This window comes from Glutamicibacter protophormiae, from assembly GCF_016894325.1.
Taxonomy (GTDB): Bacteria; Actinomycetota; Actinomycetes; order Actinomycetales; family Micrococcaceae; genus Glutamicibacter; species Glutamicibacter protophormiae.
This window is the reverse complement of the sequence record NZ_CP069806.1, coordinates 2,368,513-2,392,460: the sequence shown is the minus strand read 5'-3', so window position 1 is coordinate 2,392,460 and position 23,948 is coordinate 2,368,513. Positions and strand designations below refer to the sequence as shown.

Here is a 23,948-nt window from a genome sequence, read left to right as displayed (position 1 = left end):
AGCACGTCTATGACATTCAGCTTCCAGAATAGTTAACTCACAGGGGGCGCTAAGTTTGCGCAGTTTCATGCCACAGAACGCAACGGAATAATTGAAGTCAAGAGATCCTAGAGCTGAAAGAGACGAACAATGAGCCAGAACCCGAACGAGCCACGCGACAACAACGCAGGCGGCTCTGCACAGTCGGGAAACAATCCCGATGCCAACGTGCCGGCTTCGTCTGAGCCGACAGTCAACCTTCCCCGGGTCGGCCAGACCCCGCAGGGCAACGATCAGCCAACCGCCGCCTACCCGCATGCCAATCGCGGCGAGGACGCTACCTCGGAATACCAGCCAGCCCAGCATGCCGGGCCAGGAGCCTCATACAACTACTCGAATGCCTCGGACAACACGTCGAACGCCGCCTACGGTTCGGGATACTCCGCGCCGCAGTCGCAGCACGTGAACTACCCGGTGCCGCCTGAACGCAAGCCATCGGACAAGAAGACCTTCACCGGAACCACCTTGATCTCCGGCATGGTCGCGGCCGCCTTGGTTGGCGGCCTGACCGCGGCGGGAACGAGCTACTTCCTGTCGGATACGGGAAGCACCGGCGGCACCACCACCCCCGCCCCGCAGGCAGGGGTTGTCATCAACAATCCCGACTCCGTCACCGAAGTCACTGCGGCGGCGGCCAAGGCCAGCCCCAGCGTGGTGACCATAGAGGTCTCCGGCAGTGGATCCAGCGGATCCGGTTCGGGCATCATCTTGGACAAGGACGGACATATTCTGACGAACACCCATGTGGTGACGCTTGGCGGCAAGGTCGCCAACCCGGACATTTCGGTGCAAACCAACGACGGACAGGTCTATAACGCCAAGGTCGTCGGCACCGACCCGATGTCGGATCTGGCCGTGATCAAGATCGAGGCGAGCAACCTTGTGCCGGCAACCCTCGGCAGCTCTGCTGACCTGAACGTTGGCGATACATCGGTAGCCATCGGTGCACCCCTGGGACTGAGCGGTACGGTGACCGACGGCATCATCTCGACACTGAATCGCACGATCTCCATCGCGTCCTCCGCCGTGCCTGAGAATACCGCGCCGGAAAGCAACGGCGACAACGGAAGCCAGTTCAACTTCCAGTTCCCGGGAGAAGATCAACAGCAGAGTTCGGCTGGCACCATCTTCGTCAACGTCATCCAGACCGACGCGGCCATCAACCACGGCAACTCGGGCGGCGCGCTGGTCAACGCGAAGGGCGAAATCATCGGCGTCAATGTCGCGATCGCCTCGGCGGGCGGCACCGAGGACTCGGGTTCCATCGGGGTCGGCTTCGCCATCCCGATCGACTACGCCAAGCGGATCGCAAACGACCTGATCGCCAACGGCACCGCCACCCATGGCCTGCTGGGCGCCACCGTCCAGGCCACGGCCGGAGCCAAGGATTCTTCCGGCACCGCCACAACGTCCTTCTCGGTGGGCGCCACCATCGTGGATGTGACCAAGGGGTCTGCTGCGGAAAAGGCAGGCCTGAAGTCCGGGGACGTTATCACGTCGGTCAACGGCCGCGCGGTCCGCGATTCACAGACCGTTACAGCTGCAATCCGCGAGGTGCCAGCTGGCGGCGAGGCGAAGATCACCTACCTGCGCAACGGGCAGGAGAATACCGCAACGGCCACCGTGGGATCGTTGAGCAGCAAGTAAATATGACTCCGAGAGTCGTCATATCGTCATTGTGAGACACGTGACGCGGTCTGGTGATTAACCAACCGCGTCACGTGTTGTTCTCTGAGCGATAAACGGCAATCGCATCGCCGTTGGTGGATACGATAGATGCAGATGAGATCTTCCGGCGCCTGGCGCACAGTGCGGCCGGATTACCCAAACTTCGAGGAAGGCGCGAATGAGCGACGCGAGCACTACGCCACTGACCATCGTGGTCCTGGTCAAACATGTTCCAGATGTCCAGTTTGACCGGCACATCGACCAGGATTCCCTGCGGCTGGACCGTACCGAGTCGGTTCTTTCGGAACTTGACGAGTACGCCGTCGAGGCGGCCCTCGCCATCGTTGAGGACAACGGGGGATTCGCGGCCGGCCACCAGGTCATCGCGGCGACCATGGGTTCCGGCAGTTCGGTGAACTCGGTGAAGAAGGCACTGCAGATGGGTGCCTCCTCGGGGCTGCACCTGAATGATGCTGCGCTCGCCGGATCGGACGCCGTGGCCACTTCCAGGGCCTTGGCTGCCCTGGTGCGCCACGTACCCGATGCGGATCTGGTGATCACCGGCATGGCTTCCACCGATGCTGAAACCTCGGTCGTTCCGGCGCAGCTCGCCGAGCTGCTCGGCTTCGCCCAGCTGACCCATGCGGCATCGGTGGCTTTCGATGCCTCGGTCCGTGAGCTGACCGTCGAACGAGACCACCTCAACCAACGTGTGACGCTCAAGGCAGGGCTTCCCGCCGTGCTGTCGGTCACCGACCAGGCCAACGATCCCCGCTATCCGAACTTCAAGGGCATCATGGCCGCGAAGAAGAAGAAGATCGTGGAAGTCGATCTGGCCGCGATCGGCCTGGCTGCGCAGGACGTCGGGGCCGAAGGTTCCACCACTTCCGTGCTGGCCGCCGAACAACGACCTGCCCGGCCGGCCGGCACCATCATCAATGACAGCGGTGAAGCGGGCATTGCCCTCGTCGACTTCCTTGCCCAACAGAAGCTGATCTAAGGACCTATTCGAACATGCCTTCTGCACTTGTATTTTTCTCCGACCTCAGCGCCGCCCCGGGCAAGGCACAGCGTGAGCTGCTGACCCTGGCCTCGCGCTTCCAGACCGCGGTGGTGGCCGCCGCCACCGAGATTTCCGCCGAGGCCCGCGACGTGATCGCCGGCTACGGCATCGGCACCGCCTTGCAGGCCGCCAACCCCGGGCAGGGGTTTGGCGAGCATGAACTGGCAGTGCTGGATGCGGCGCTGCTGCAGACCGATGCCGACCTGGTGCTGCTGGGCAACGACAGCTTCAGCCGCGAGCTCGGCGCGCGCATCGCGGTGCGCCGCAAGGCGGCGATCGTCACCGACGTCGTCGACGTGTCCGCCAACCTGATTGCCACCAAGGACGAACTGGCTGGAAGCTACAGCGCGAGCGCCAAGTCCACCACCGGCGTGCTGATCGCCGCCGTCAAGCCGAACAGCATCCAGGATTCGCCGGCTGGTTCCGCGGGAACCGTGCAGGTCAAGGAGCTGGACCTCGGCGCCGAGCAGGCGCCGAAGGTCAGTGTTGTCGCGGTGGAGGAGAAGGCTGTTTCCGAGCGCCCGTCGCTGGGCGAAGCCCGCGTGGTGGTCGCCGGCGGCCGCGGCGTCGACGGCGACTTCGGACCGCTGGAGGACCTTGCCGACGCGCTGGGCGCCGCCATTGGCGCCTCGCGCGCCGCGACCGACGCCGGATGGATTTCACATGACGCGCAGGTGGGCCAGACCGGCATCACCGTGTCGCCGCAGCTGTACATCTCCGCCGGAATCTCCGGGGCGATCCAGCAGAAGGCCGGGATGCAGACCAGCAAGTACATCATCGCGGTGAACAAGGACGTCGACGCGCCGGTCTTCGAGATCGCGGACCTGGGCATTGTCGGGGACCTGGCCAAGGTGCTGCCGCAGGCCGCCGCCGAGATCAGGCGCCGCCGAGCATGATCGACACAACCCAATTCATCACGGCCCAGACCGAGCGGGTGCTGGCCTTCGCCGCCCACCCCGACGATCTGGACTTCGGCGCCGCCGGAACCATCGCCGCGCTGACCGCAGCCGGTGTCGAGGTGCAGTATTGCATCATGACCGACGGGGATGCCGGGGGCTTCGACGAACGCGACCCGCAGGAAACCGCGCGCCTGCGCCACCAGGAGCAGACCGTTGCAGCTTCCAAGGTCGGCGTGAGCACGGTGCACTTCCTCGGCGAGCGCGACGGGTACCTGGAACCCACCCATGAGGTCATCCGCAAGGTGGTGCGCCTGATCCGCCAGGTGCGTCCAAGCATTGTGATGGCCATGCATCCCGAGCGGAACTGGGACCGCATCCAGCGCTCGCACCCGGACCATCTGGCCTGCGGCGAAGCGGTCACCCGGGCGATCTACCCGGCGGTGGAGAATCCGTTCGCCTACCCGGAACTGGTGGCCGAGGAAGGCCTGGACGCCTACAAGGTGCCGTGGCTGTGGCTGTACGGCGCTCCGCGCGAGCGCGAGAACGGTTTCGTGGACATCACGCAGTTCTTCGGGCAGAAGATGGAGGCGCTGCGGGCGCATTTCACCCAGCACCCCGACGTTGCCTCCATGGAGCGTTTCGTGGAGCACCAGTGCCGGACGAATGCCGAACGCGGGGGACTGCCTGCCGCCGCGTTGGCCGAGTCCTTCCATCTAGTCGCCGTGAATGCGGACGACACGATTTCCGGCTTCTAGGACCGCAAGCCAGAACAGGACAAAACATGAGGCGCGTTCCCTTTGGGGGAACGCGCCTCATGTTTTGCGGCTTGGACGGCTGCTAGTCGTCCGCACCCGGGGTGCTGGTGTCGCTGGCACCGCTGTCCTGGGCGTCGGGAACTTCGGATGCCCCAGGGTCCAGCGGCAGGTCCACCGATGCTTCGGTGTCCTCCGACGGGGCCGAAGGGATCGTGGATCCCTCGACGGTGATATGGATGGCCAGGACGTCGCCGGCCGGGGTCAAGCCCGCATCGACATCGTCGCCGGTGGACGAGGCGACAACGGACACTCCGGTTTCCTCATGGACAGCCCACACGACATACTGCTGGCCGTCGGCGAGGCCCGGCAGGCTGGTCAGGTCCACGCCGATGGCGTCTTCCGATGCGGAGGAGCTGAGGACGGCCTGTCCGCCGTTCTTGAGCTGGATGGTCTGGATCACCGCGTCGTCGGCTTTGGCGGCTTTGGAAGCCTTGGGGCCGCCGTTGAGCAGCGAGAAGACCACGAGAGCGAGAACCGCAACGATCACGACGCCGACAACACCGAGGATCCAGCGCTTCGGCCTGGAGTTCCTCTCGGCGCGTGAACTGCTGGCCACTTGGTCAACCAGGTCTAGACCCAGGTCTTCGTCCTGAGGCTCGTCGCGGTGCTGGGAATGGCTACCGTTCATTGTCTTGGTTTCTCCCGGGGTTGTGGTCAAAGTTCAATACCTGCGGATCAGCGGGCACATATCGAGCCTACTTTATAAAGATTGGGTAAACCTGTATACGTGGCCGTACTTCGCTGGTACTTTATGCTCCGGCAAAGCCGTGCTGGCGCCACGCTTCGAAGGCAACAATCGACGCAGCGTTGGCCAGATTCAGCGAGCGGCGGCCCGGGAGCATGGGCAGCTTGACCAGGTCGGTGACGCGGGGATGCTGCTTGTCCTCGGCACTCAATCCCACCGATTCCTTGCCGAACAGCAGGATGTCGCTCGGCTCATAGCTGATATCGCTGTAGATGGTCTCGCCCTCGGAAGTGTAGGCGAAGACCCGCCCTTCACCGAGAGCCTCGAAGGCGGCATCGAGATTTTCATGCACGGTCACGAATGCCAGGTCGTGGTAGTCCAGGCCGGCACGACGGAGGTTGGCGTCCTCGAAGTTGAAGCCCAGGGGTTTGACCAGATGCAGTTCTGCACCGGTGATGGCTGATAGTCGGATGGCATTGCCCGAGTTGCCGGGAATTTCTGGGGCATTGAAAACGATACGAAACACACTTCCAGTTTAAGGGGTGCGAACGCAGATCGAGTCATCGGCCTAGTACATGCCGCCGATCAGCCGGGCGAGGACTTCGCGGTCCACGATATTCGGCGAGGGTCCGGAGCCGAGGAACAGCTTGAGCTCGCGCACCAGACCCGCTGCATTGAGCACGTTCGCGGAGCTCGCCAGCGAGGGCTGGGCGTTGCGATGGTAATCGATCACCGGTTCGTGGTGGTTCCCGTTGGAGGCCAGGACCAGCGTGTAGGCGGCGACATTCATCTGCATGAAGGCCCGCTGCATGCCGGAGATCTGGATTTCCGGGGGCTGCGTCATCTTGTTGCCGTGGCGGAGCACCGAGCCGTCGAAGGCATAGTAGCCCTCGGGCAGCGTCATCGTGTTGATCACCGCCATCCGGTATCCGGCGGTCAGCACGTGGTCGTAGTGGCCCCCGTTGGGGGAGCGCAGCCCGTTGACCAAGCGTGCCGCCGGCAGCACGTTGAGCACGTTCTTGCTGAGCAGGTTGATGGTCGTGGCCTCGCGCTGCAGGCGCGACCGGGAGCTGAACATGCCGCGTTTGCGCGGTTCCCCGTGCACCCGCTGCGCGGACCGCTTGGAGTCCAGGGCGGTGAACTGGGCATCGTTCAGCGGCGGAACGTACTCGGTGGGCAGCTGGGCCTTGGGCTGCTGCGGCGTGGTGCGCAGCCGTTCATCGTACTGGCGGGCGCTGAAGCCTGCCCGCGGCGCCTGGCCCGGGGACTGGAAGCTGCGTTCGAAGGAATCATCGGACTGCTGGTCGCTGAGCTGCTGGAATGCGCGTTGGACTTCCTTGAAGGCGTCTTCGCTTCCGCCCAGGTCCGGATGCGTGGCGCGCGCGGCCCTGCGGTAGGCGACCTTGATTTCTTCCATGCTTGCCGTGCGGGATACGCCAAGGATTTCGTGGGGGCTCGGCGAGCTCATAGTCAGGCAAGTTCCTTTCGATGCGGCGCACTATCGCCGACCCTTACTATCGTAGCGAAAGACCTGTGGCCAATGCTTTCCGAATCTGTACGTTAGCTGGGTATTGTCTATAGGCATGTCCGTCCAGCACCGTTTCCAGCGCATCAAGATCGTCTTCCACCCCGCCTCGGGCAGGGGCCGGGGAAGCCGCCGCGCAACGCAGCTGGCCCAACGGCTGGCTGGCGCGGGCATCCAAGCGAACCTGCTCGACGTCTCGTCGCTGCCTTCGGCGCGGATCGCCGCACAGCTTGCGGAAGCGGACGCGGTGGTGGTGGTCGGCGGGGACGGGCTGATGCACCACGTGGTGCAGGTGCTGGCCGGGACCGGGATTCCGCTCGGGATCATCCCGGCGGGCAGCGGCAACGACACCTGGCGTATGCTCCGCGACGCGAATCCCGCACAGTCCATGGACCGGGTTGCCTCGTTCCTCGGCGGGGGGACTGCCGCGCACCCGGTCGATCTGCTGGAGGTCGAGTTCGACGAAACACCGCACCGCACCCGGCTCGTGGTCGGGGCGATCTCCTGGGGATTCGAGGCTACGGTCAACGCCAGGGCCAACCGGCTGCCGCGCAGCCTGGGATCTTTGCGCTACATCGTGGCGCTGCTGCTGTGTCTGCCGAGGCTCAGGGCCTTCGACACCCGGGTCGCCGCCAAGGGGCTGGACTACCGCGGACCGGCGCTGGCCGCCAGCATCGCCAATATCCGTTCGCTGGGCGGCGGCATCACGCTGTTCGCCTCGGCCGAGTTCGACGACGGGCTGGCGGACCTGTCGCTGGTGCGCGGCGGCCGGATCGCCCCGGTGCTCAGGCATGTGCCGCGGATTCTGGCCGGGCGGGAGCATCCCTTCCGGGTTTCGGCCAGGGCGAAGGAATTCAGGGTGGGGGCCGCAGGGGACTGCTATGCCGACGGGGAACGGCTGGGTCGAGGGGCGTTGACCGTGCGGGTCGTCCCCGGAGCCCTGCCGCTGATGCGTTAGCGGTCGACGCGGTACTCGGCGAAGAGCATCGAATTTTCCTCCAACAGGGTATGCAGCCTGAGGCTGCGCTGTTGTTCGCGGGCCGAGCGGGCGATACGCGACCCGGCTCCCGCCGCGAGGACGGGGGAGTAGCTCACGCACAGGGAGTCGACCTGCCCGGCGGAGATGAACTGCCCGAAGATGTGCGGTCCTCCCTCGGCGTGGATGAACTGCAGGCCCCGCGCATCGAGGTCGGCGACGATCTGCACCGGGTCGGGGCCCTCGCCGTTGTCCGCGACCTGGACCAGCTGGACATGCTCCGGATAGCTCTCGCGCAGCGGCTCGGTGACCTGTGCGCAGGTGTACAGCAGCACCGGCCCGGGCGAGGCCGTCAGTACCTCGGCGTCCGGGGCGATGGACAGGTTGTGGGAGACGATGGCGAAGACGGGGTGGGCGTCCAGCCCGTGGGCGGTGCGCCAGGCCTGGTCCGCGTCGGAGACTAGCGGGCCGGCATAGCCCTCGGCGCGGACCGTGCCTGAACCAACCAGCACCACATGGGCCAGCCGGCGCAGCAGGCTGAAGATCCTGTGGTCCCCGTTTGAGCCGAGCGCCCCGGACAGCCCGCCGAGCTGGGCGCTGCCGTCGGCGCTGGACACGAAGTTGAACCGGACGAACGGCAGGGCGGCGCCGGCGTAGCGGGAGAGCAGGTAGTCGTCGTCGACCTGCTCAATCGGCTGGGGCAGAAGGGCTCGCATGGATCTCCTTGGATGCTCTAGGCGCTGGCTTCGCGTTCGGGATGCGCCGGGGGATTGACGTCCCCCATATTGTGGATCTGCCTCACCGGCTGGCGCCAGCCCTGGGCGGCTTCGATCAGGCGCACGGTTTGCATGGATTCCGGGATGTTGTGCATCCGCAGGATCCGCGCCCCGCCCATGGCGCACATGGTGGCCGCGACCATGGAGCCCAGCATGCGTTCGGACTTCGGCAGGTCCAGCGTCTCCCCGATGAAGTCCTTGTTGGACACCGCCGCCAGCGCCGGATAGCCCAGTTCGGCAATGGCCTGGAACCCGGCGGTCAAGTCGAGGGTATGCCGGGTGTTCTTGTTCAGGTCGTGCCCGGGATCGATGATGAGCTTCGAATCCTTGATGCCGAAGCCCTTGGCCAGCTGCACCTTCTCGTGCAGGTAGCGGCGCACCTCGGCGAGCACGTCGTCGTAGTGCGGGCGGGGGTAGATGGTGCGCGGTTTGGCCAGCGAATGGGTCAGCACCAGATGCACGTCGTTGGCGGCCACAACCTTCGCCAGCTCGGGATAGGCCAGGCCGGTGGTGTCGTTGATGACATCCGCCCCGGCGTCGATGGCCGCCTGCGCCACCAGCGGATGGAAGGTGTCCGCCGAAATCACCACGTCGCTGCGCCGGCGCACCTCGCGGATCACCGGCACCACGCGCTCTGCTTCCTCGCGCCAGGGCAGCTCCGGGCCCGGGGAGAACGGCACCCCGCCGATATCCACCCAGTCCGCCCCGGCGTCCACCGCGCGCAGCGCCGCCGAAACGGCCTCATCCAATCCGAACGTCGACCCGGCGTCGTAGAAGGAATCCGGCGTGCGGTTAATCACCGCCATGACCGCGATGCGACGCGAGAAATCGATGCTCTTGCGGGCGAACTGATGAATCGGGACCAACAGATCTGGCATGTACATCGGTGGCGGCTCCCTTGAGGTGGCTGGCTGACGGTGTGGACCTACTTCATCATTCATATCACTGCGGCAGCCGAAACCCGCGGTGGCAGGGGAATGGCTCGGTAGTCTTAGGACATGCAGTTTTCCCATGTCTCCGCAGAATACGGCCAATGGATCATCGACGCCTGCGCCGATGCAGACCCGCTGACGGTCACCGCCCAGGTGCCGGTCGGCTATGAACGCTACGCCCGCATCCTCCATCCGGCGCTGGATGAGGACGACCGCCAGGTGGGCTGGTCCACCGTGGCCGCCAGCCGCGGCCACGTGCTGACCGCCGCCGATTCGTTTGAAACTGTTGCCGGACTGGATGCCCAGGGCAACCCGGTGGCCGAGGACGCCTGGGTGGATACCGACCTGCCGCTGGACGAGCTGCCGGCCAACCAGTGGAAGGACCTGGCCCTGCAGCTGATCCAGGCCAGTGGCAAGCAGGAGTTCGTGCTGGGCCTCTGGGCGGGCTATGCCTTCATTGAAGGCGGCGAGCGCATCCAGATCGAGCTGGAGCCGGATCCTGCGCTGAACGACGAGCAGAATGCCGCGGCCCATGCCGCCGCGCTCGCCGAGGCGCAGAAGCCCGCCTTCGCGGACGAAGACCTGGCCGGAGGCCCGCTGGAGCTGGGCGGCGGCTACCGCAACTACCACCTGTTCCGCGCCGATGCGGCGTTCTTGAGCGACCCGCTGTGGGCGAAAACCGCGGCGGGGGAGCAGCGCCAGCGCCCCTCGCTGGTCTTCCCGGAGGACCGCTCCTGGATGCTGTCCACCGAACCCTATGACGACTGCACGTTGGTCGGCGGGCCGTCCGCGCTGATCGAGGCGATCTTGAAGGATCCGGGCCTCGAAGCCATCGAGGTCGGGCAATTCACACGGATCGGGCATTCAAACTAGGAGCGCGAAGCTCGTACCATGGAAGGGATATGAATACTTCCGCCGTATACCTGGACCACGCGGCAACCACGGACATGACCCCGGCGGCGCTGGCCGCCATCACCGCGCAGTTCGCCGCCACCGGCAACCCCTCGTCGCTGCACACGGCGGGCCGCCGCGCCAACCGCGTGGTCGATGACGCCCGCATCGCGATCGCGGCCGCCGCCGGCGCGCATTCCAGCGAGCTGATCTTCACCTCCGGCGGCACCGAATCGGACAACCTGGCGCTCAAGGGCCTGTTCTGGAACCGCGTGAACGCCAACCCGGCGGCGCGGATGATCCTGGTTTCCGGGATAGAGCACCACGCGGTGCTGGATACCGTCACCTGGCTGGCCGAGCACGAGCAGGCCGAACTGTGCTGGATGCCGGTGGACGCCGACGGCGTGCTGGACCTGCAGGCCGTGCGCGCCCTGCTGGAAGAACACCACGAACACATCGCCCTGGGCACCATCATGTGGGCCAACAACGAGGTCGGCACCGTGCAGCCGGTTCCGGAATTCGCGGCGCTGCTGGCCGGTTACGGGATTCCTGCGCACAGCGACGCGGTGCAGGCCTTCGGCGCCGTGCCGACGAACTTCGCGGACTCGAAGCTGGCGGCGATGTCCATCAGCGCCCACAAGATCGGCGGCCCCGTGGGCATCGGCGGACTGCTGGTGCGCCGCGACGTGGCCCTGATGCCGGTGCAGCACGGCGGAGGACATGAACGCAAAATGCGCTCGGGAACGCTGAACGCGGCGGCGGCGGCAGGCTTCGCCGCGGCCGCCACGGAAGTCGCGGAGCACCTCGCCGAGGAAGCCGCGCGGCTGAGCGGGTTGCGCGAATACGCGGTGCAGCGGATTTCGCAGCTGGTCCCCGAGGCGGTGCTCAACGGCCCGCGCGACGCGGAGAACCGGGGCGCCCGGCTGCCGGGGAACCTGCACTTCACCTTCCCCGAATGCGAGGGGGATTCGCTGCTGTTCGTGCTGGACATGCTGGGGATCGCCTCCTCCACCGGATCGGCGTGCACCGCCGGGGTCCCGCAGCCCTCCCATGTGCTGCTGGCCATGGGCCGGGATGCCCGGTCGGCGCGCAGTGTGCAACGTTTCACACTGGGGCATAGATCCACCCGGGCAGACGTTGACGCATTATTGGAAGCCTTGCCGCAGGCCTATGAGCGGGCAAGGAAGGCTGGAATGGCAGCCGATGAAAGCAGCATCCACACGGCAGGAACGGGTTTTACGCGATGAAGGTACTAGCAGCAATGTCCGGCGGCGTGGACTCGGCGGTCGCCGCGGCCCGTGCGGTCGAGGCCGGCCACGACGTGGTCGGCGTGCATCTGGCCCTCTCGCGCATGCCCGGAACCCTGCGCACCGGCTCGCGCGGCTGCTGCACGGTGGAGGACTCCAACGACGCCTGGCGCGCCTGCGACAAGCTGGGCATCCCGTTCTACGTGTGGGATTTCTCCGACCGTTTCGCGGAGGACGTGGTGGACGACTTCGTTTCGGAGTACGAGGCAGGCCGCACCCCGAACCCGTGCATGCGCTGCAATGAGAAGATCAAGTTCGCCGCCCTGCTGGAAAAGGCGCTGGCCCTGGGCTTCGACGCGGTCTGCACCGGCCACTACGCCAAGGTGCTGCGCGACGAGCAGGGCAATCCGGAACTGCACCGCGCCGCCGACTGGGCCAAGGACCAGTCCTATGTGCTGGGTGTGCTGACCCACGAGCAGCTGGAGCACTGCATGTTCCCGCTGGCCGAGACCCCGTCCAAGGCCGAGGTGCGCGCCGAGGCGGCCGCCCGCGGCCTGACCGTGGCGAACAAGCCGGACAGCTACGACATCTGCTTCATTCCCGACGGCGACACCCGCGGCTGGCTGGCCGAACGCATCGAGATGAAGCCCGGCGCGATCGTCGACCACGAGGGCAACGAGCTCGGCGAGCACGCCGGAGCCCAGGCCTTCACCGTCGGGCAGCGCAAGGGGCTGCGCCTGGGCCGCCCGGCTGCGGACGGCAAGCCGCGCTTCGTGCTGGAGATCCGCCCGAAGGAAAACAAGGTCATCGTCGGCCCGGAGGCCCTGCTGGCCGTGGACCAGCTGCGCGGCATCCGCATTTCCTGGGCCGGAGTGCCCATCGGGGAAGTGGCCAGCGGCGCCGAATTCGACTGCATGGTGCAGGTGCGCGCCCACGGCGACCCGGTCGCCGCGGTGGCCCACATGGAACGCTCGGCCGAGGACCGCGACGAACTGGTGGTCAACCTGCCCGAAGGAATGCGCGGCGTCGCCCCGGGCCAGACCATGGTCGTCTACCAGGGCAGCCGAGTGCTGGGCCAGGCGACCATCGATTCCGCCCGCTCCAGCGCCTGGGATCCGGCGAAGGTCGGATAACGCGCCCCAAGGATTGCGCTTCACGAGCGATGGCCCCGGCCTGCGCGAAACCCGTTGAGGTTTCGCGCAGGCCGGGGCCATTGCTGTTTCGACCGGCTAGCTGCGCACGAACTTGAGCTTCCACCGCTGCGGGCCTTCTTCGAGGTAGCTGACCTCGAAGGCCGTCGCATCGCGCTGCCGCAGCTGGGCCAGCAGCGGCAGCGGATTATGCGTGGCCGACAGCACCAGGCCTGCGCCGGGCCGCAATGAATCCAGCGCGCCGAAGATGGCCGCGTGGCGGACCGCATGGGGGATCGCCTGGACATCGAGCTGGGGGAGGTCCTCGTCATGCCCGCCGCAGGCGCAGCCGCCCGGTGCCTGCTGCTTCAGGGCTTCTTCCCTGCTGCCGGAAATCTCGATGCGTTCTGCCATGATCTGCTCCCTTGCCCTGGTCCGGCGTCGCCGCGTGGGGCGCATGCCGGTCCGCGTGGTGCGGTTCGATTTATTTTATTACACTTAACTTAGTGGAAAATAGCGGGGCGGGAAAGAGCTGGCTCCAAGGAGGCGCGGAATCATGGGCAAAGGACCGGATGGCGGAGCGCCCCGGCGCAGCGGAGGCGGGCGCGTTCACTCGTCGACCCGCGAGCGGATACTATCGCTGGTCGAAATGCGGAGCGAGGGCCTGAGCCTGCCTCAGGTGGCCGAGTTCATGGGCCTGCATGAGAACACCGTCCGGAGCCATCTGGACGCGCTGCTCGCCGACGGATACGTGCAGCGGGAGTCCGCGCCCGCCGCCGGCCGCGGGCGGCCAGCGTGGATCTGGCGGGCCGCGGCGCCAACCCCCTCGCCGTTCGCCGCGCTGGCCAACGTACTGGCCGACCAGGTGGCGCTGCTCAGCGACAACCCGGCCCGGGCCGGCATCGAGGCCGGCCAGCGCTGGGGCGCAACGCTGCCAGAAGCCGCCCGGGAAGGCGATGCCCATGGCGCCGTTATCGACTCGCTGGCTGCGCTCGGTTTTGCGCCCCGCCTCGAAGCCGACCACAGCGTGTCGCTGCTCTCCTGCCCGCTGCTCAGCGCGGCCCGGGAGAACCCGCAGGTCATCTGCAACGTGCATCTGGGGATCGTGCGGGGGATCCTGCAGTCCCACGGACGGGATCCTGCAGGAAGCCGGATCCTGCCCTTCGCGCTGGAGCACGGCTGCCGCCTTGATCTATCGCCACAGCGCGAGGGGCAACGATGAGCCCGGCCTCCTATGCTGCGCCGTCCAGGCCCAAACGCCGGGGACGGTGGCGCCTGGCCCTGATGCTCCCGGCCGGCCTGTGCCTGCTGGCCGGGCTGGATGCGGCGCTGATCCTGCTGGATGTACCCGCCCCGGTGCAGATTGCCGCGTGGGGGCCGGCGCATTCGCTGGCCATGGTCTTCGGGTTTGTCGGAGCGCTGATTGCCTTGGAGCGAGCGGTGGCCTGGGGGCGGGCCGCGGGCTACGCGGCGCCCGTCCTGCTGGCGCTTGGCGGTGGCAGCCAGCTGTTCGCCGCGCCCCGGGCGCTGACCGGAACGCTGCTGATCCTGGGCATGGCCGCCCTGCTGGCCACCTACTACCCGTTGTGGCGCAGGCAGCGTGCCGACGCGGTGCTGATCCAGATGCTCGGCGCCTGCGCCGGGCTGGGCGCCACCGTGCTGTACGCCGGCGGAGTGGAGATCTCCTTGCTGCTGCAGTGGCTGGCCGCGTTCCTGGTGACGACCATCGCCGGGGAACGGGTTGAGCTGGCCCGCATCCAGTTGACCTCGCGCTCGCAAGCCCTGGCGGTGGTCCTCAACGTTGCGCTGCTCATGTCCGCCGCGGCGTCCACGCTGTTCGTCCAAGCCGGGACCGTGCTCTTCGGCCTGGTGCTGTGCGCACTGGTGCTCTGGCTGGCGGTCAACGACGTCGCGCGGCGCACCGTCAAGTTGACGGGCGCGCCGCGCTACATGGCGGCCTGCCTGCTGGCCGGCTACTTCTGGCTGCTGGTTGCCGGCGTCGTCTGGATGCTGGGGTACCCGGCCGGCTCCGGCGCCTATGATACTGCGGTGCACGCGGTTTTCCTGGGCTTCGTGATGTCCATGATCATGGCCCATGCGCCCACGATCCTGCCGGCCGTACTGGCCATCGACCTTCCCTACCGCCAGGCCATGTGGCTGCCGGTGATCCTCATGCATGCCGGCTTGGTGATCCGCCTGTGGCTCGGCAACGGGTTGGGCGGGCAGCTGGCATGGCAGGTCGGTGGTGTTCTCAACGTCGTCGCGCTGCTGCTTTTCGTGTTCGTGGCCCTCGCCAGCGCGTTGCTGGCGCTCGCGTCCGCACCCGCCTCCGGGAAGGAATCCGTTAAATGAACCTGCCGTTGAGCACCGGGCCCGCCGCGGCGAAGGTCCCCGGCCGGGGTTTCTGGCCGCTGCGCGACCTGCCCACGGCGCTGTGGCTGATCCTGGTGGTTGTCGTCGCGCTGGTCCACCGCCAGCTGCCGGCGCCCCGCTGGCTGCTGATCCACCTGCTGCTGCTCGGCGCGCTGTCCCACGCCATTCTGGTCTGGTCGCAGTACTTCGCCACCGCGCTGCTCAAACGCGTGGTGACCGTCCAGGAACGCCGCTGGCAGTCGCTGCGCCTGGGGCTGATGAACGGCGGCGCCGCCGTGGTGGTTGCCGGGGTGCTTGCCGAACCGTGGCCGTTGACGCTGGCCGGTGCGCTGCTGGTCGCCGCGGCCGCGGCCTGGCACGGAGCCTGGCTGTACCGCAGCCTGCGCGGCGCGCTGCCCTCGCCCTATGCCGCGAGCGTGCGCTACTACATCGCCGCCGCCTGCTTCCTGCCGATCGGCGCCGGGCTGGGAACCTGGATTTCCGCCGGGCTCGCTTCTCCGCTGCATGAGCGGCTGACCTTGGCCCATGCACTGGTGAACCTGCTGGGCTGGGTCGGGCTGACCGTCGCCGGAACCCTGATCACGCTGTGGCCCACGATGCTGCGCACCCGCATCGCCCCCAATGCCGCGGTGCGCCTGCGCCGGGCGCTGCCGGTACTCGCAGCCTCGGTGCTGGTGGCCGCGGGCGGGGCGGCCGCGGGACTGCTGCTGGTGGCAGCCCTGGGTGTGCTCGGCTATCTGGCAGGGCTGGGAATGACGGCCTCGCCGTTCATCCATGCCGCCAGGGCCAAGCCGCCGCGCAGCTTCGCCACCTTGTCGGTCCTGTCCGCGGTCTGCTGGTGGACGGGCACCCTGGTGTGGACGCTCTACGCCCTGGCTGCCAGCGGCGACTGGACGCAGATGGGCCGGCACTTCGACACCATCGTGCCGTACCTGGCCGCAGGCTTCGCCGCGCAGATCCTGCTGGGCGCGCTGTCCTATCTGGTGCCCGTGGCGCTGGGCGGCGGGCCGCGCCCGGTCCGCGCGGCGGCCACGGCCTTCGACCGTGGAGCCGCCTGGCGGGTGAGCATGGCCAACGCGGCCTTGCTGGCCTGCGCCCTGCCGGTCTCCTCGCTGGTGCGTGTGCTGTGCTCGGTGCTTTACCTCGGCGCCATGGGCAGCTTCATCCCCTTGCTCTTCACCGCCTTGAAGGCCCATCGCTTGGCCAAGAAAGAAGCCGCGGAATCCGCAGGCCAGCCGAGGGCCCGCGAGCGCGGCCCGGTGGAACCCGAAGGCGCCCGCCCGCCCGGCCAACGCCTGGGCCAGGCGGCCGCAGGTCTGATGTCGGTTGTGCTGGTGATCGCCGTCGGCGTAGCGCTGGATCCCGCGGCCGCCGGGATCCGCCCGCCGGCCGCTTCCACCGCGCAGCAGCCGGTCGACCCTGCCAACGCACCGGTCAAGACCGTGCAGATGACCGCCAAGGACATGCGGTTCACACCTTCCACCATCGAGGTGGAAGCAGGAACACGGCTGGTCATCGAATTGGCCAACACCGATGCCACGCAGGTCCACGACCTGGTGCTGGCCAACGGGAGCGACTCCGGGCGCCTGGCGCCGGGCCAGAGCGCCACCGTGGACGCCGGGGTCATCACCGCGGACATGGAGGGCTGGTGCTCCATCGTCGGGCACAAGCAGATGGGCATGGTGATGCGGATCGTGGTGACCGGCGCCGCCGCCGCACCCGGCGACACGGCACCCGAGACGTCCCACGGACACCTGCAGGATGCTGGCCAGCCGCCCGCGGCCGCGGGACCCGACCTGCAGGCCCAGCCCGCGGACGGATTCACCGCCCGCAACCCGGTGCTGGATCCACTGCCTGCGGACACCGGCAAGCCGGCGCTGCACAAGCAACGCTTCACGGCCAGCGAGCTTCAGGCCGAAGTGTCGCCGGGGTTCACGCAGAACCTGTGGACCTTCAACGGCACCGCCCCGGGTCCGGTCCTGCATGGACGGATCGGCGACAAATTCGAAATCACGCTCTACAACGACGGCACCATGGGCCACTCCATCGACTTCCACGCCGGGTCCCTGGCCCCGGACAAACCGATGCGAACCATCGCCCCTGGCGAGGAACTGACCTACACGTTCACCGCCACCAAGTCCGGGATCTGGATGTACCACTGCGCCACCGCACCCATGAGCGCGCACATCGCCAACGGCATGTACGGAGCGGTCATCATCGAACCCGAGGACCTGCCCGCGGTGGACAAGTCGTATGTGATGGTGCAGTCCGAGTACTACCTCGGCGCGGAAGGGCAACCGGTGGACGTGGACAAGATCGCAGGAGGGAACCCCGACCTGGTGGTGTTCAACGGCTATGCAAATCAATACTCCTTCGACCCGCTGCAGGTTGCCACCGGTGAACGCATCCGCATCTGGGTACTCGCCGCGGGCCCCAACAGGCCCAGCAGCTTCCACGTGATCGGCGGCCAGTTCGACACCGTGTACTTCGAAGGCGCCTACCAGCTGGACGCCCGCGATCGAACCGGCGGGGGTTCCCAATCCCTGGCCTTGGCCCCCGCGCAGGGAGGATTCGTGGAGCTGGCGCTGCCCGAGGCCGGGAACTACCCGTTCGTCACGCACTACATGTCGGACGGCGAGAAGGGGGCGCACGGCATGATCAGGGTTTCTGATCCGAACTAGCGCTCGCCGTAGCCCCCGGGTCCTTCCATGCCGCCCGGGTCCGGAGCGTCAGCGGCAGCGTCGGCAAGGAACCTGCCGAGCTGCGCCAGCACGATGCGGTGACCGGAACGGCTGCCCTCGATCGTGCCCGCTCCGACGAAAGAGGTCACCTGGCTGGTAACAGCCACCTGCGTCGCGCCGCCCAACGGCTCCAAGGTCCAGGAGACCAGTGCGGAGGACAGCGGTGTCTCGTTGGTCCACACGGTTTCCGCATAGACGATCAGCTGCTGCTCGACCACGCGGAGGTACTGCGCCTCGACGAGGAAATCCAGGGAACCCAGCGGACCGCAGCGGTAGCTCTCGCGTCCGCCTTCGCGGAAGTCCTCGGCGGCGTACTCGATGCCTTCCCCTGCCGGTACGCCCCACACGCAGCGGCGCGCGGGGTCGGCATAGGCATTCCAGACCTCGGCGCGGGGAAAGGGGATGCGCCTGCTCAGCGTGATGGTCTCATGGACAAGTGCATTCATTGCGCCGCTTTTCCTCGGTTCGGCTAGTTGCTCGCAATTATTGGCACTGCGACGGGCGAATGCAAGGGCCTCTCAGGGGGATCGGCCTGCGGGCAGGGGCATGTTGTGAGCGTACTCATAACAGGAATATTGACGCGTCAATTACTATTGTGACTGGTAGGTGAAAAGACCACCGACTTTGTTCAAACGGAGATGACATGCCAAAGAAAATTGGTTTCCTGACCTTCGGCCACTGGTCGGGCACTGCAAACTCCGCGGTTCCCACGGGTGCCGCCGCGGTGCGGCAGATGGTGGAGCTGGCGCAGGCCGCTGAGCGCAGCGGCTTCGACGGAGCCTGGCTGCGGGTGCACCACTTCGACTGTTCGCTGTCCGCCCCGTTCCCCCTGCTGGCGGCCATGGCCGCCTCGACGACCACACTTGAGGTCGGCACCGGAGTGATCGACATGCGCTACGAGAACCCCCTGTACATGGCGGAGGAAGCCGCGGTGACCGACGCCGTCGCCCGCGGCCGCATGCAGCTTGGCATCAGCCGTGGTTCACCCGAGCCCGCAGCCAACGGCCAGGAGCTGTTCGGCTACACGCTGGGCGAGGGGGAGAGCTGGTCCAGCGTGACCCGCGAACGCGCAGCCACCTTCCGCGAAGCCATTGCCGGCACGCCGATTGCCCGCCCGGTGCATCCCGAGCAACACGGCGGCCAGCTGCTGCCGATCACCCCGGTTTCCCCGGGGTTGGAAAACCGCATCTGGTGGGGCGCGGCGGGATTCGAGACCGCTGAGTGGGCCGGTCGAGAAGGCATGAACCTGCTGTCCTCGACCCTGCTGCTGGAGGACGACGGGCGTCCCTTCCACATCGCCCAGCGCGACCAGATCCGCCGCTATCTGGATTCCTACAACGCCAGCGGGCACACCACCGGCGGGCAGGCCGCGGTAACGCGCAGCGCCTTCCCGGTGATCACCGATACCGACGACTTGTACTTCGGGCGCCGCGAACGCGGGGACTCCGTCGGGCAGATCGAAGGCATGCGGGCACGCTCGGGTCCGACCTATGGGGGATCCCTGGATGAGCTGGCCGAGCTGTTCACCCGCGACGCGGCGATGTCCGAAGCCGACTACCTGCTTTTCGCCCTGCCGAACCAGCTGGGCGTTGAATACAACGAGCATGTGATGGCCAACATTACGAAGGTCGTCAAGGACATCGGCTGGAAGTAGCCGCCGTTCCGGGTTCCGGAGCATTTGGGCCCCTCGGCCTTCCGCGGATGATCCGGAAGGCCGAGGGGCCCGTTGCGCATTTCGGGCGGCGATTCGCCGGAGCTAGCGCAGGCGGCGGGGAAAAATGAAATCTTATGCCCCGTGGAGGAAATCTGCCGCACATACTCGCATCGTCAAACGCTTGATGATAGCTTGTTGCCCGTATCGCCTCAGGTGGGTGCCTGATCTCCTAGGCGATGCAGGCAGATGCCACATGATGCACCGACTATCTATTGGAAGGTTTTATGCGCGCACGAAAATTGCTGTCCGTCTGGGCTGCCCTGCTGCTGGGGGTATCCCTGAGCGCCTGCAGCAACGCCGATCCGACGCCACCGCTGGCCGAAGCAGCGGCTGGTACCGAAACGACACCTTCGGCAGGTCCTCCCGCGGACGCCGGCGGCGGCGACGTGTCGTTTCCCAGTTGTGCTGAAGTTGCAGAACTCAGCGGCGACTTGTTTAAGGGCTTGGTGTTTGCCGACGAAGCGATGACAACTGATATGGGATCCCTCGGGGAAGCGGACGTGAGCTGCATTTGGGTCACGGAAGCTGCCGCGAGGGGGTCGTCTGATCTGACGAAGCATGCGACCGTGGGGCTGACATTCCAGTGGGAGGAGGAAGCGCTCGAATATGAGTCCTTCGCCTCGATGGGGATGGCGTTCAGCACCCCTCAGACCGAGGAGGTCGGGGCTTTCCTGCTCAACAAGAAGGAATCCCTGGACCTTGACGGCCCGCCAAGCCTGAGCGGCCCGCTGCTGGTCAAGGGGAAGCTGAGCATCGGAGCCGGCGGCTTGGGGGCCATGGCCGGAGACGCCGTGGTTCTGGACTTCACGAACCAGGATTTGCTGGACGTCCAGGTGGAAATCCTCAAGTACATGGAAAGCCGTCAGGCCTGATCGCACGCGCTGACCGGATGGAGCCAGGAGCGAAGCGAAAAGAACCCTGCGGTGCCTGCCGTCCCTCGGGACGGCAGGCACCGCAGGGTTTTCTCGACGTTGGATTAGCAGCCAAGGGTCACGGGCCCTGCAAGCGGTTGCTAGTCCTCGTCGACGATGCCGTACATGCGCGCGGAGATATCCGGGTACTCGACCCGTGTCCGGCCGGCTTCCAGTTTCGGCAGCTGGGCGGGGGAGTGATGAGAGCAGTGCACGAAGTCAAAGGTCGGCCACCATTTCTTTGGTCGTTCGTAGTCCTCGGAGCCGCATACTTCGCAGACCAGATGCACCCAGACCGGGCGCTTGCCGGTCCGGTTGGCGCGGGACTGGGCCAGCCATGCCGGCGGATTTGAATTCAGCTCGCGGAACTCGGCTTCGCTCATCTTCGAAGGGATGCCGTGCTTCTTGGCCATTTCTAGGGGGATATCCAACGCAATGGCGGCGTCTCTACGTGTCATCATCGCCTACCAGCCTAATCTACCGGTGCGCCCGCGCATCCAAGCCGGGTGGGAAACTGGACGTCAGGCACGGAAGCTGTGAGCCAAAGCATCGAAATCAGGCCCGGAAGTGAAATTTTTGCGACTTGACCCAGTGTGCTATTGGTCATAGGTGGGCTGTATCACTTAGTCTATGTGAAGCATGTGTTTTCAATCACCGCAAGCATGCTCACAGATTAAGGATCACTTCATGACTCGCAAGAAGAACGGGCTGCGACTCGCCGCGGCCGCTTTGGGAATTTCCGCCCTCGCACTGACCGGCTGCACCTCTTCCGCCTCCAACGACGGCGACGCATCAGGTGCGCCAAGCGGCGACGCATCAGGCGCGCCGATCACCCTGGGAACCACGGACAAGGTCACCTCGCTCGACCCGGCCGGCTCCTATGACAACGGTTCATTCATGGTCATGAACCAGATCTTCCCGTTCCTGCTGAACTCCGAGCCGGGCAGCCCTGAACCGTCGAACGACCTGGCCGAGTCCGCCGAGTTCACCTCGGACAAGGAATTCACCGTGAAGCTGAAGCCGGGGTTGAAGTGGGCCAACGGCAACGATCTGGACTCGAAGGACGTGAAGTTCACCTTCGACCGCCAGCTGAAGATCGCGGACCCCAACGGTCCGTCCTCGCTGCTGGGCAACGTCGAGTCCATCACCGCACCGGATGCCACTACCGTGGTCTTCAAGCTCAAGGTCGCCAACGACCAGACCTTCCCGCAGGTGCTCACCTCGCCGGTCGGCCCGATCGTGGATGACGAGGTCTTCCCTGCCGACAAGGTGATGGCCGATGAGGAAATCGTCGCAGGCAAGGCCTTCGGCGGCCAGTACGTGATCGACTCGTACAACAAGAACAGCCTGATCTCGATGTCGGCCAACGACGCCTACGCCGGCGTGCTCGGCGCACCGGCCAACAAGTCGGCCGCCATCAAGTACTACGCGGATTCGAACAACCTGAAGCTGGATGTCCAGCAGGGCAACATCGATGTCGCGTATCGTTCGCTGACCCCGACCGATGTGGAGGACTTGGGCAAGGACAGCAACCTCGTGGTCCACAAGGGGCCGGGCGGCGAGCTGCGCTACATCGTGTTCAACTTCGACACCATGCCGTACGGCGCCAAGACCGCGGACGCGGACGCCGCGAAGTCGCTGGCCGTGCGCCAGGCCGCCGCGAACCTGATCGACCGCGAGGCCATCGCCAGCGAGGTCTACAAGGGCACCTACACCCCGGCCTACTCCTACGTGCCGCAGGGCTTCACCGGCGCCATCGAGCCGTTGAAGGAGCTGTACGGCACCGACGGCAAGCCGGATGCCGCCAAGGCGAAGAAGGTCTTGGAGGATGCCGGCGTCGACATCCCGGTCAGCCTGCCGCTGCAGTACAACCCGGACCACTACGGCCCGAGCTCGGGCGACGAGTACGCCCTGGTGAAGAAGCAGCTGGAGGCCGACGGCCTGTTCAAGGTCGACCTGAAGTCCACCGAATGGGTCACCTACCAGAAGCAGCGCGTCACCGACTACCCGGCCTACCAGCTGGGCTGGTTCCCTGACTACTCGGACGCCGACAACTACCTGTCGCCGTTCTTCGCCAAGGACAACTTCCTGTCGAACAACTACGACAACCCGGCGGTCGACAAGCTGATCTCGGAGCAGCGCGGCATGGCCGACGCGGCCGAGCGCACCAAGGCCATCGAGGACCTGCAGACCATGGTCGCCAAGGACCTCTCCACCCTGCCGCTGCTGCAGGGCGCGCAGGTCGCCGTGGCGGGCAAGGACGTGCAGGGCGTCGAGAAGACCCTGGACCCGTCGTTCAAGTTCCGCTTGGGCGTTCTGAGCAAGTAAGCATCAGCGCACTGGCTTGACCTGAACCCCAGGGGGTTCGCCGCGCGGAATCCACCGGATCCCGCGCGGCGGATCCCCTAAATCTGCGCCCGGGGATCTCCCGGCGCAACGCACGTATTTTGCGATTTCCAAAGGATTGACGATGACCATCACGTCTCCACCGGGACAAGTTCCCAGCCCGCTGGCGGCACCCAAGCCAGCCAAGCAGAAGGGCGGGGGGTTCCTCCGCTACGTGATCACGCGCTTTCTGCTGATCATCCCCACCGTCTTCATCCTCATCACGGTGGTCTTCTTCCTGATGCGCGTGACCGGCGACCCGATCACCGCCGCACTGGGCGGGCGCCTGACCCCGGACCAGCTTGCCGAACGCATCCATGAAGCCGGATACGACCGGCCGCTGTTCATCCAGTACTTCGAGTACCTGGGGCAGATCTTCACCGGCAACCTGGGCCGCACCCTGACCGACAACACCGCGGTCACCGACATCCTTACCACCTACGGCGCCGCCACCCTGGAGCTGGCCATCAACGCCGTGCTCGTGGCGCTGATCGTGGGCATCCCGCTGGGCCTGGTCGCCGCCAAGTTCCGCGACCGCTACCCGGACGCCATCCTGCGCGTGCTGGCCATCCTGGCCTACGCCACCCCGGTCTTCTTCGCCGGCCTGCTGCTCAAGCTGATCTTCGGCGTCTGGCTGCACTGGCTGCCGATCGCCGGGCGCGCCGACTGGCAGACCGAACTGCAGCTGACCACGCTCCAGGCGCCGACCGGCATCTACTGGCTCGACGCACTGCGCAGCGGCAACATGGACGCGTTCGTGAACGTCACCCAGCACGCCATCCTGCCGGCCATCGCCTTAGGCCTGCTCACCGGCGGCGTGTTCCTGCGCCTGGTGCGCACCAACGCCATCGGCACCCTGGGCCGCGAATACGTGGAGGCCGGGCGTTCGCGCGGCGTCAGCGAATTCCGGCTGACCACCAAGCACGCCTACCGTCCGGCGCTGATCCCGATCATCACCGTGATGGGCATGCAGATTGCGCTGCTGCTCGGCGGCGCGGTGCTCACCGAGACCACCTTCGAATGGAAGGGCCTGGGCTTCAAGCTGGCCGAGTACCTCACGGCCCGCGACTTCGTCGCCGTCCAGGGCATCGTGGTGCTGCTGGCGATCATCGTCGCCTTCACCAACTTCATCGTGGACATCTTGGCCGCACTGATCGACCCGAGAGTCAGGTACTAAC

The 23,948-nt window shown here is 66.3% G+C and carries 23 protein-coding genes; 15 read left to right on the top strand and 8 right to left on the bottom strand.

Going from position 1 to position 23,948, the window contains the following annotated elements; translation table 11 throughout:
* Window positions 1-129 precede the first annotated feature (129 nt).
* The 4 genes from JQN66_RS11105 (at window position 130) to JQN66_RS11090 (ending at window position 4,424) form a co-directional block, all read left to right on the top strand.
* Window positions 130-1,686 carry a S1C family serine protease gene (locus tag JQN66_RS11105; RefSeq protein ID WP_204674994.1) on the top strand — a complete coding sequence of 519 codons (1,557 nt, stop codon included), beginning with the start codon at window positions 130-132 and terminating at the stop codon, window positions 1,684-1,686.
* A 199-nt stretch (window positions 1,687-1,885) separates the two neighbouring features.
* Window positions 1,886-2,707: an electron transfer flavoprotein subunit beta/FixA family protein gene (locus tag JQN66_RS11100; protein WP_204674992.1), complete on the top strand. Its 822-nt coding sequence runs from the start codon at window positions 1,886-1,888 to the stop codon at window positions 2,705-2,707.
* Window positions 2,708-2,721: 14 nt separating this feature from the next.
* Entirely contained in the window at window positions 2,722-3,666 is a 945-nt protein-coding gene (locus tag JQN66_RS11095; RefSeq protein ID WP_204674990.1) for an electron transfer flavoprotein subunit alpha/FixB family protein, read from the top strand.
* A complete protein-coding gene (locus JQN66_RS11090; protein ID WP_204674988.1) occupies window positions 3,663-4,424 on the top strand; it encodes a PIG-L deacetylase family protein in 762 nt (253 codons plus the stop codon). Before JQN66_RS11095 ends, JQN66_RS11090 begins: the two co-directional genes overlap by 4 nt.
* A gap of 82 nt (window positions 4,425-4,506) precedes the next feature.
* Here JQN66_RS11090 and JQN66_RS11085 read toward each other — a convergent pair whose 3' ends face one another.
* The 3 genes from JQN66_RS11085 to JQN66_RS11075 all read right to left on the bottom strand — a co-directional run bounded on the left by JQN66_RS11085 (window position 4,507) and on the right by JQN66_RS11075 (window position 6,637).
* Window positions 4,507-5,112 (bottom strand): anti-sigma factor, encoded by a 606-nt coding sequence (locus JQN66_RS11085; protein WP_188946626.1) that lies wholly within the window; start codon window positions 5,110-5,112, stop codon window positions 4,507-4,509.
* Between the two features lie 121 nt (window positions 5,113-5,233).
* The gene (locus JQN66_RS11080; RefSeq protein WP_188946627.1) at window positions 5,234-5,695 is read right to left on the bottom strand and encodes a tRNA (cytidine(34)-2'-O)-methyltransferase; all 462 of its coding nucleotides are present in this window, start codon (window positions 5,693-5,695) and stop codon (window positions 5,234-5,236) included.
* A 42-nt stretch (window positions 5,696-5,737) separates the two neighbouring features.
* Window positions 5,738-6,637 carry a J domain-containing protein gene (locus JQN66_RS11075; RefSeq protein WP_204674986.1) on the bottom strand — a complete coding sequence of 300 codons (900 nt, stop codon included), beginning with the start codon at window positions 6,635-6,637 and terminating at the stop codon, window positions 5,738-5,740.
* Between the two features lie 115 nt (window positions 6,638-6,752).
* On the opposite strand from JQN66_RS11075, the gene JQN66_RS11070 reads away from it, so the two are divergent.
* Window positions 6,753-7,652 carry a diacylglycerol/lipid kinase family protein gene (locus JQN66_RS11070; RefSeq protein WP_204674984.1) on the top strand — a complete coding sequence of 300 codons (900 nt, stop codon included), beginning with the start codon at window positions 6,753-6,755 and terminating at the stop codon, window positions 7,650-7,652.
* Here the strand turns inward: JQN66_RS11070 and JQN66_RS11065 are convergent.
* Both JQN66_RS11065 and folP read right to left on the bottom strand, forming a co-directional pair.
* Window positions 7,649-8,386, bottom strand: a complete 738-nt coding sequence (locus JQN66_RS11065; protein WP_204674982.1) for a dihydrofolate reductase family protein — start codon at window positions 8,384-8,386, stop codon at window positions 7,649-7,651. The two genes, JQN66_RS11070 and JQN66_RS11065, sit on opposite strands and share 4 nt — an antisense overlap.
* Window positions 8,387-8,403: 17 nt before the next feature.
* On the bottom strand, window positions 8,404-9,330 hold the full coding sequence (gene folP, locus JQN66_RS11060; RefSeq protein WP_204674980.1) for a dihydropteroate synthase: 927 nt from the start codon (window positions 9,328-9,330) through the stop codon (window positions 8,404-8,406).
* Window positions 9,331-9,444: 114 nt separating this feature from the next.
* Here folP and JQN66_RS11055 point away from each other — a divergent pair, with 114 nt between their 5' ends.
* The 3 genes from JQN66_RS11055 to mnmA are packed head-to-tail and all read left to right on the top strand — an operon-like array spanning window position 9,445 to window position 12,649.
* Window positions 9,445-10,251: a hypothetical protein gene (locus JQN66_RS11055; RefSeq protein ID WP_204674979.1), complete on the top strand. Its 807-nt coding sequence runs from the start codon at window positions 9,445-9,447 to the stop codon at window positions 10,249-10,251.
* Between the two features lie 29 nt (window positions 10,252-10,280).
* On the top strand, window positions 10,281-11,516 hold the full coding sequence (locus JQN66_RS11050) for a cysteine desulfurase family protein (protein ID WP_204674977.1): 1,236 nt from the start codon (window positions 10,281-10,283) through the stop codon (window positions 11,514-11,516).
* Complete coding sequence (mnmA, locus tag JQN66_RS11045) at window positions 11,513-12,649, top strand: tRNA 2-thiouridine(34) synthase MnmA (RefSeq protein ID WP_204674975.1); 1,137 nt, start codon at window positions 11,513-11,515, stop codon at window positions 12,647-12,649. Before JQN66_RS11050 ends, mnmA begins: the two co-directional genes overlap by 4 nt.
* Window positions 12,650-12,745: 96 nt before the next feature.
* Here mnmA and JQN66_RS11040 read toward each other — a convergent pair whose 3' ends face one another.
* Window positions 12,746-13,060: a DUF2249 domain-containing protein gene (locus JQN66_RS11040; RefSeq protein ID WP_204674972.1), complete on the bottom strand. Its 315-nt coding sequence runs from the start codon at window positions 13,058-13,060 to the stop codon at window positions 12,746-12,748.
* A 142-nt stretch (window positions 13,061-13,202) separates the two neighbouring features.
* Here JQN66_RS11040 and JQN66_RS11035 point away from each other — a divergent pair, with 142 nt between their 5' ends.
* Genes JQN66_RS11035 through JQN66_RS11025 form a run of 3 tightly spaced genes read left to right on the top strand, consistent with a single transcriptional unit; the run spans window position 13,203 to window position 17,700 of the window.
* A complete protein-coding gene (locus JQN66_RS11035) occupies window positions 13,203-13,868 on the top strand; it encodes a helix-turn-helix transcriptional regulator (protein ID WP_204674971.1) in 666 nt (221 codons plus the stop codon).
* The gene (locus JQN66_RS11030) at window positions 13,865-14,998 is read left to right on the top strand and encodes a hypothetical protein (protein ID WP_204674969.1); all 1,134 of its coding nucleotides are present in this window, start codon (window positions 13,865-13,867) and stop codon (window positions 14,996-14,998) included. Before JQN66_RS11035 ends, JQN66_RS11030 begins: the two co-directional genes overlap by 4 nt.
* On the top strand, window positions 14,995-17,700 hold the full coding sequence (locus tag JQN66_RS11025; RefSeq protein WP_204674967.1) for a multicopper oxidase domain-containing protein: 2,706 nt from the start codon (window positions 14,995-14,997) through the stop codon (window positions 17,698-17,700). The genes JQN66_RS11030 and JQN66_RS11025 overlap by 4 nt, the downstream gene beginning before the upstream one ends.
* On the opposite strand, the gene JQN66_RS11020 is transcribed toward JQN66_RS11025, so the two are convergent.
* Window positions 17,697-18,206, bottom strand: coding sequence for an SRPBCC domain-containing protein (locus JQN66_RS11020; RefSeq protein WP_204674965.1), 510 nt, complete (start codon window positions 18,204-18,206; stop codon window positions 17,697-17,699). The two genes, JQN66_RS11025 and JQN66_RS11020, sit on opposite strands and share 4 nt — an antisense overlap.
* A gap of 197 nt (window positions 18,207-18,403) precedes the next feature.
* Here JQN66_RS11020 and JQN66_RS11015 point away from each other — a divergent pair, with 197 nt between their 5' ends.
* Entirely contained in the window at window positions 18,404-19,414 is a 1,011-nt protein-coding gene (locus JQN66_RS11015) for an LLM class flavin-dependent oxidoreductase (protein ID WP_204674963.1), read from the top strand.
* Between the two features lie 284 nt (window positions 19,415-19,698).
* A complete protein-coding gene (locus tag JQN66_RS11010; protein ID WP_204674961.1) occupies window positions 19,699-20,346 on the top strand; it encodes a hypothetical protein in 648 nt (215 codons plus the stop codon).
* A 140-nt stretch (window positions 20,347-20,486) separates the two neighbouring features.
* On the opposite strand, the gene JQN66_RS11005 is transcribed toward JQN66_RS11010, so the two are convergent.
* Window positions 20,487-20,846 (bottom strand): hypothetical protein, encoded by a 360-nt coding sequence (locus tag JQN66_RS11005; RefSeq protein WP_204674959.1) that lies wholly within the window; start codon window positions 20,844-20,846, stop codon window positions 20,487-20,489.
* Between the two features lie 226 nt (window positions 20,847-21,072).
* Here JQN66_RS11005 and JQN66_RS11000 point away from each other — a divergent pair, with 226 nt between their 5' ends.
* A complete protein-coding gene (locus tag JQN66_RS11000) occupies window positions 21,073-22,713 on the top strand; it encodes an ABC transporter substrate-binding protein (RefSeq protein WP_188946645.1) in 1,641 nt (546 codons plus the stop codon).
* Between the two features lie 136 nt (window positions 22,714-22,849).
* Window positions 22,850-23,947: an ABC transporter permease gene (locus JQN66_RS10995; protein WP_420870928.1), complete on the top strand. Its 1,098-nt coding sequence runs from the start codon at window positions 22,850-22,852 to the stop codon at window positions 23,945-23,947.
* Window position 23,948 lies beyond the last annotated feature (1 nt).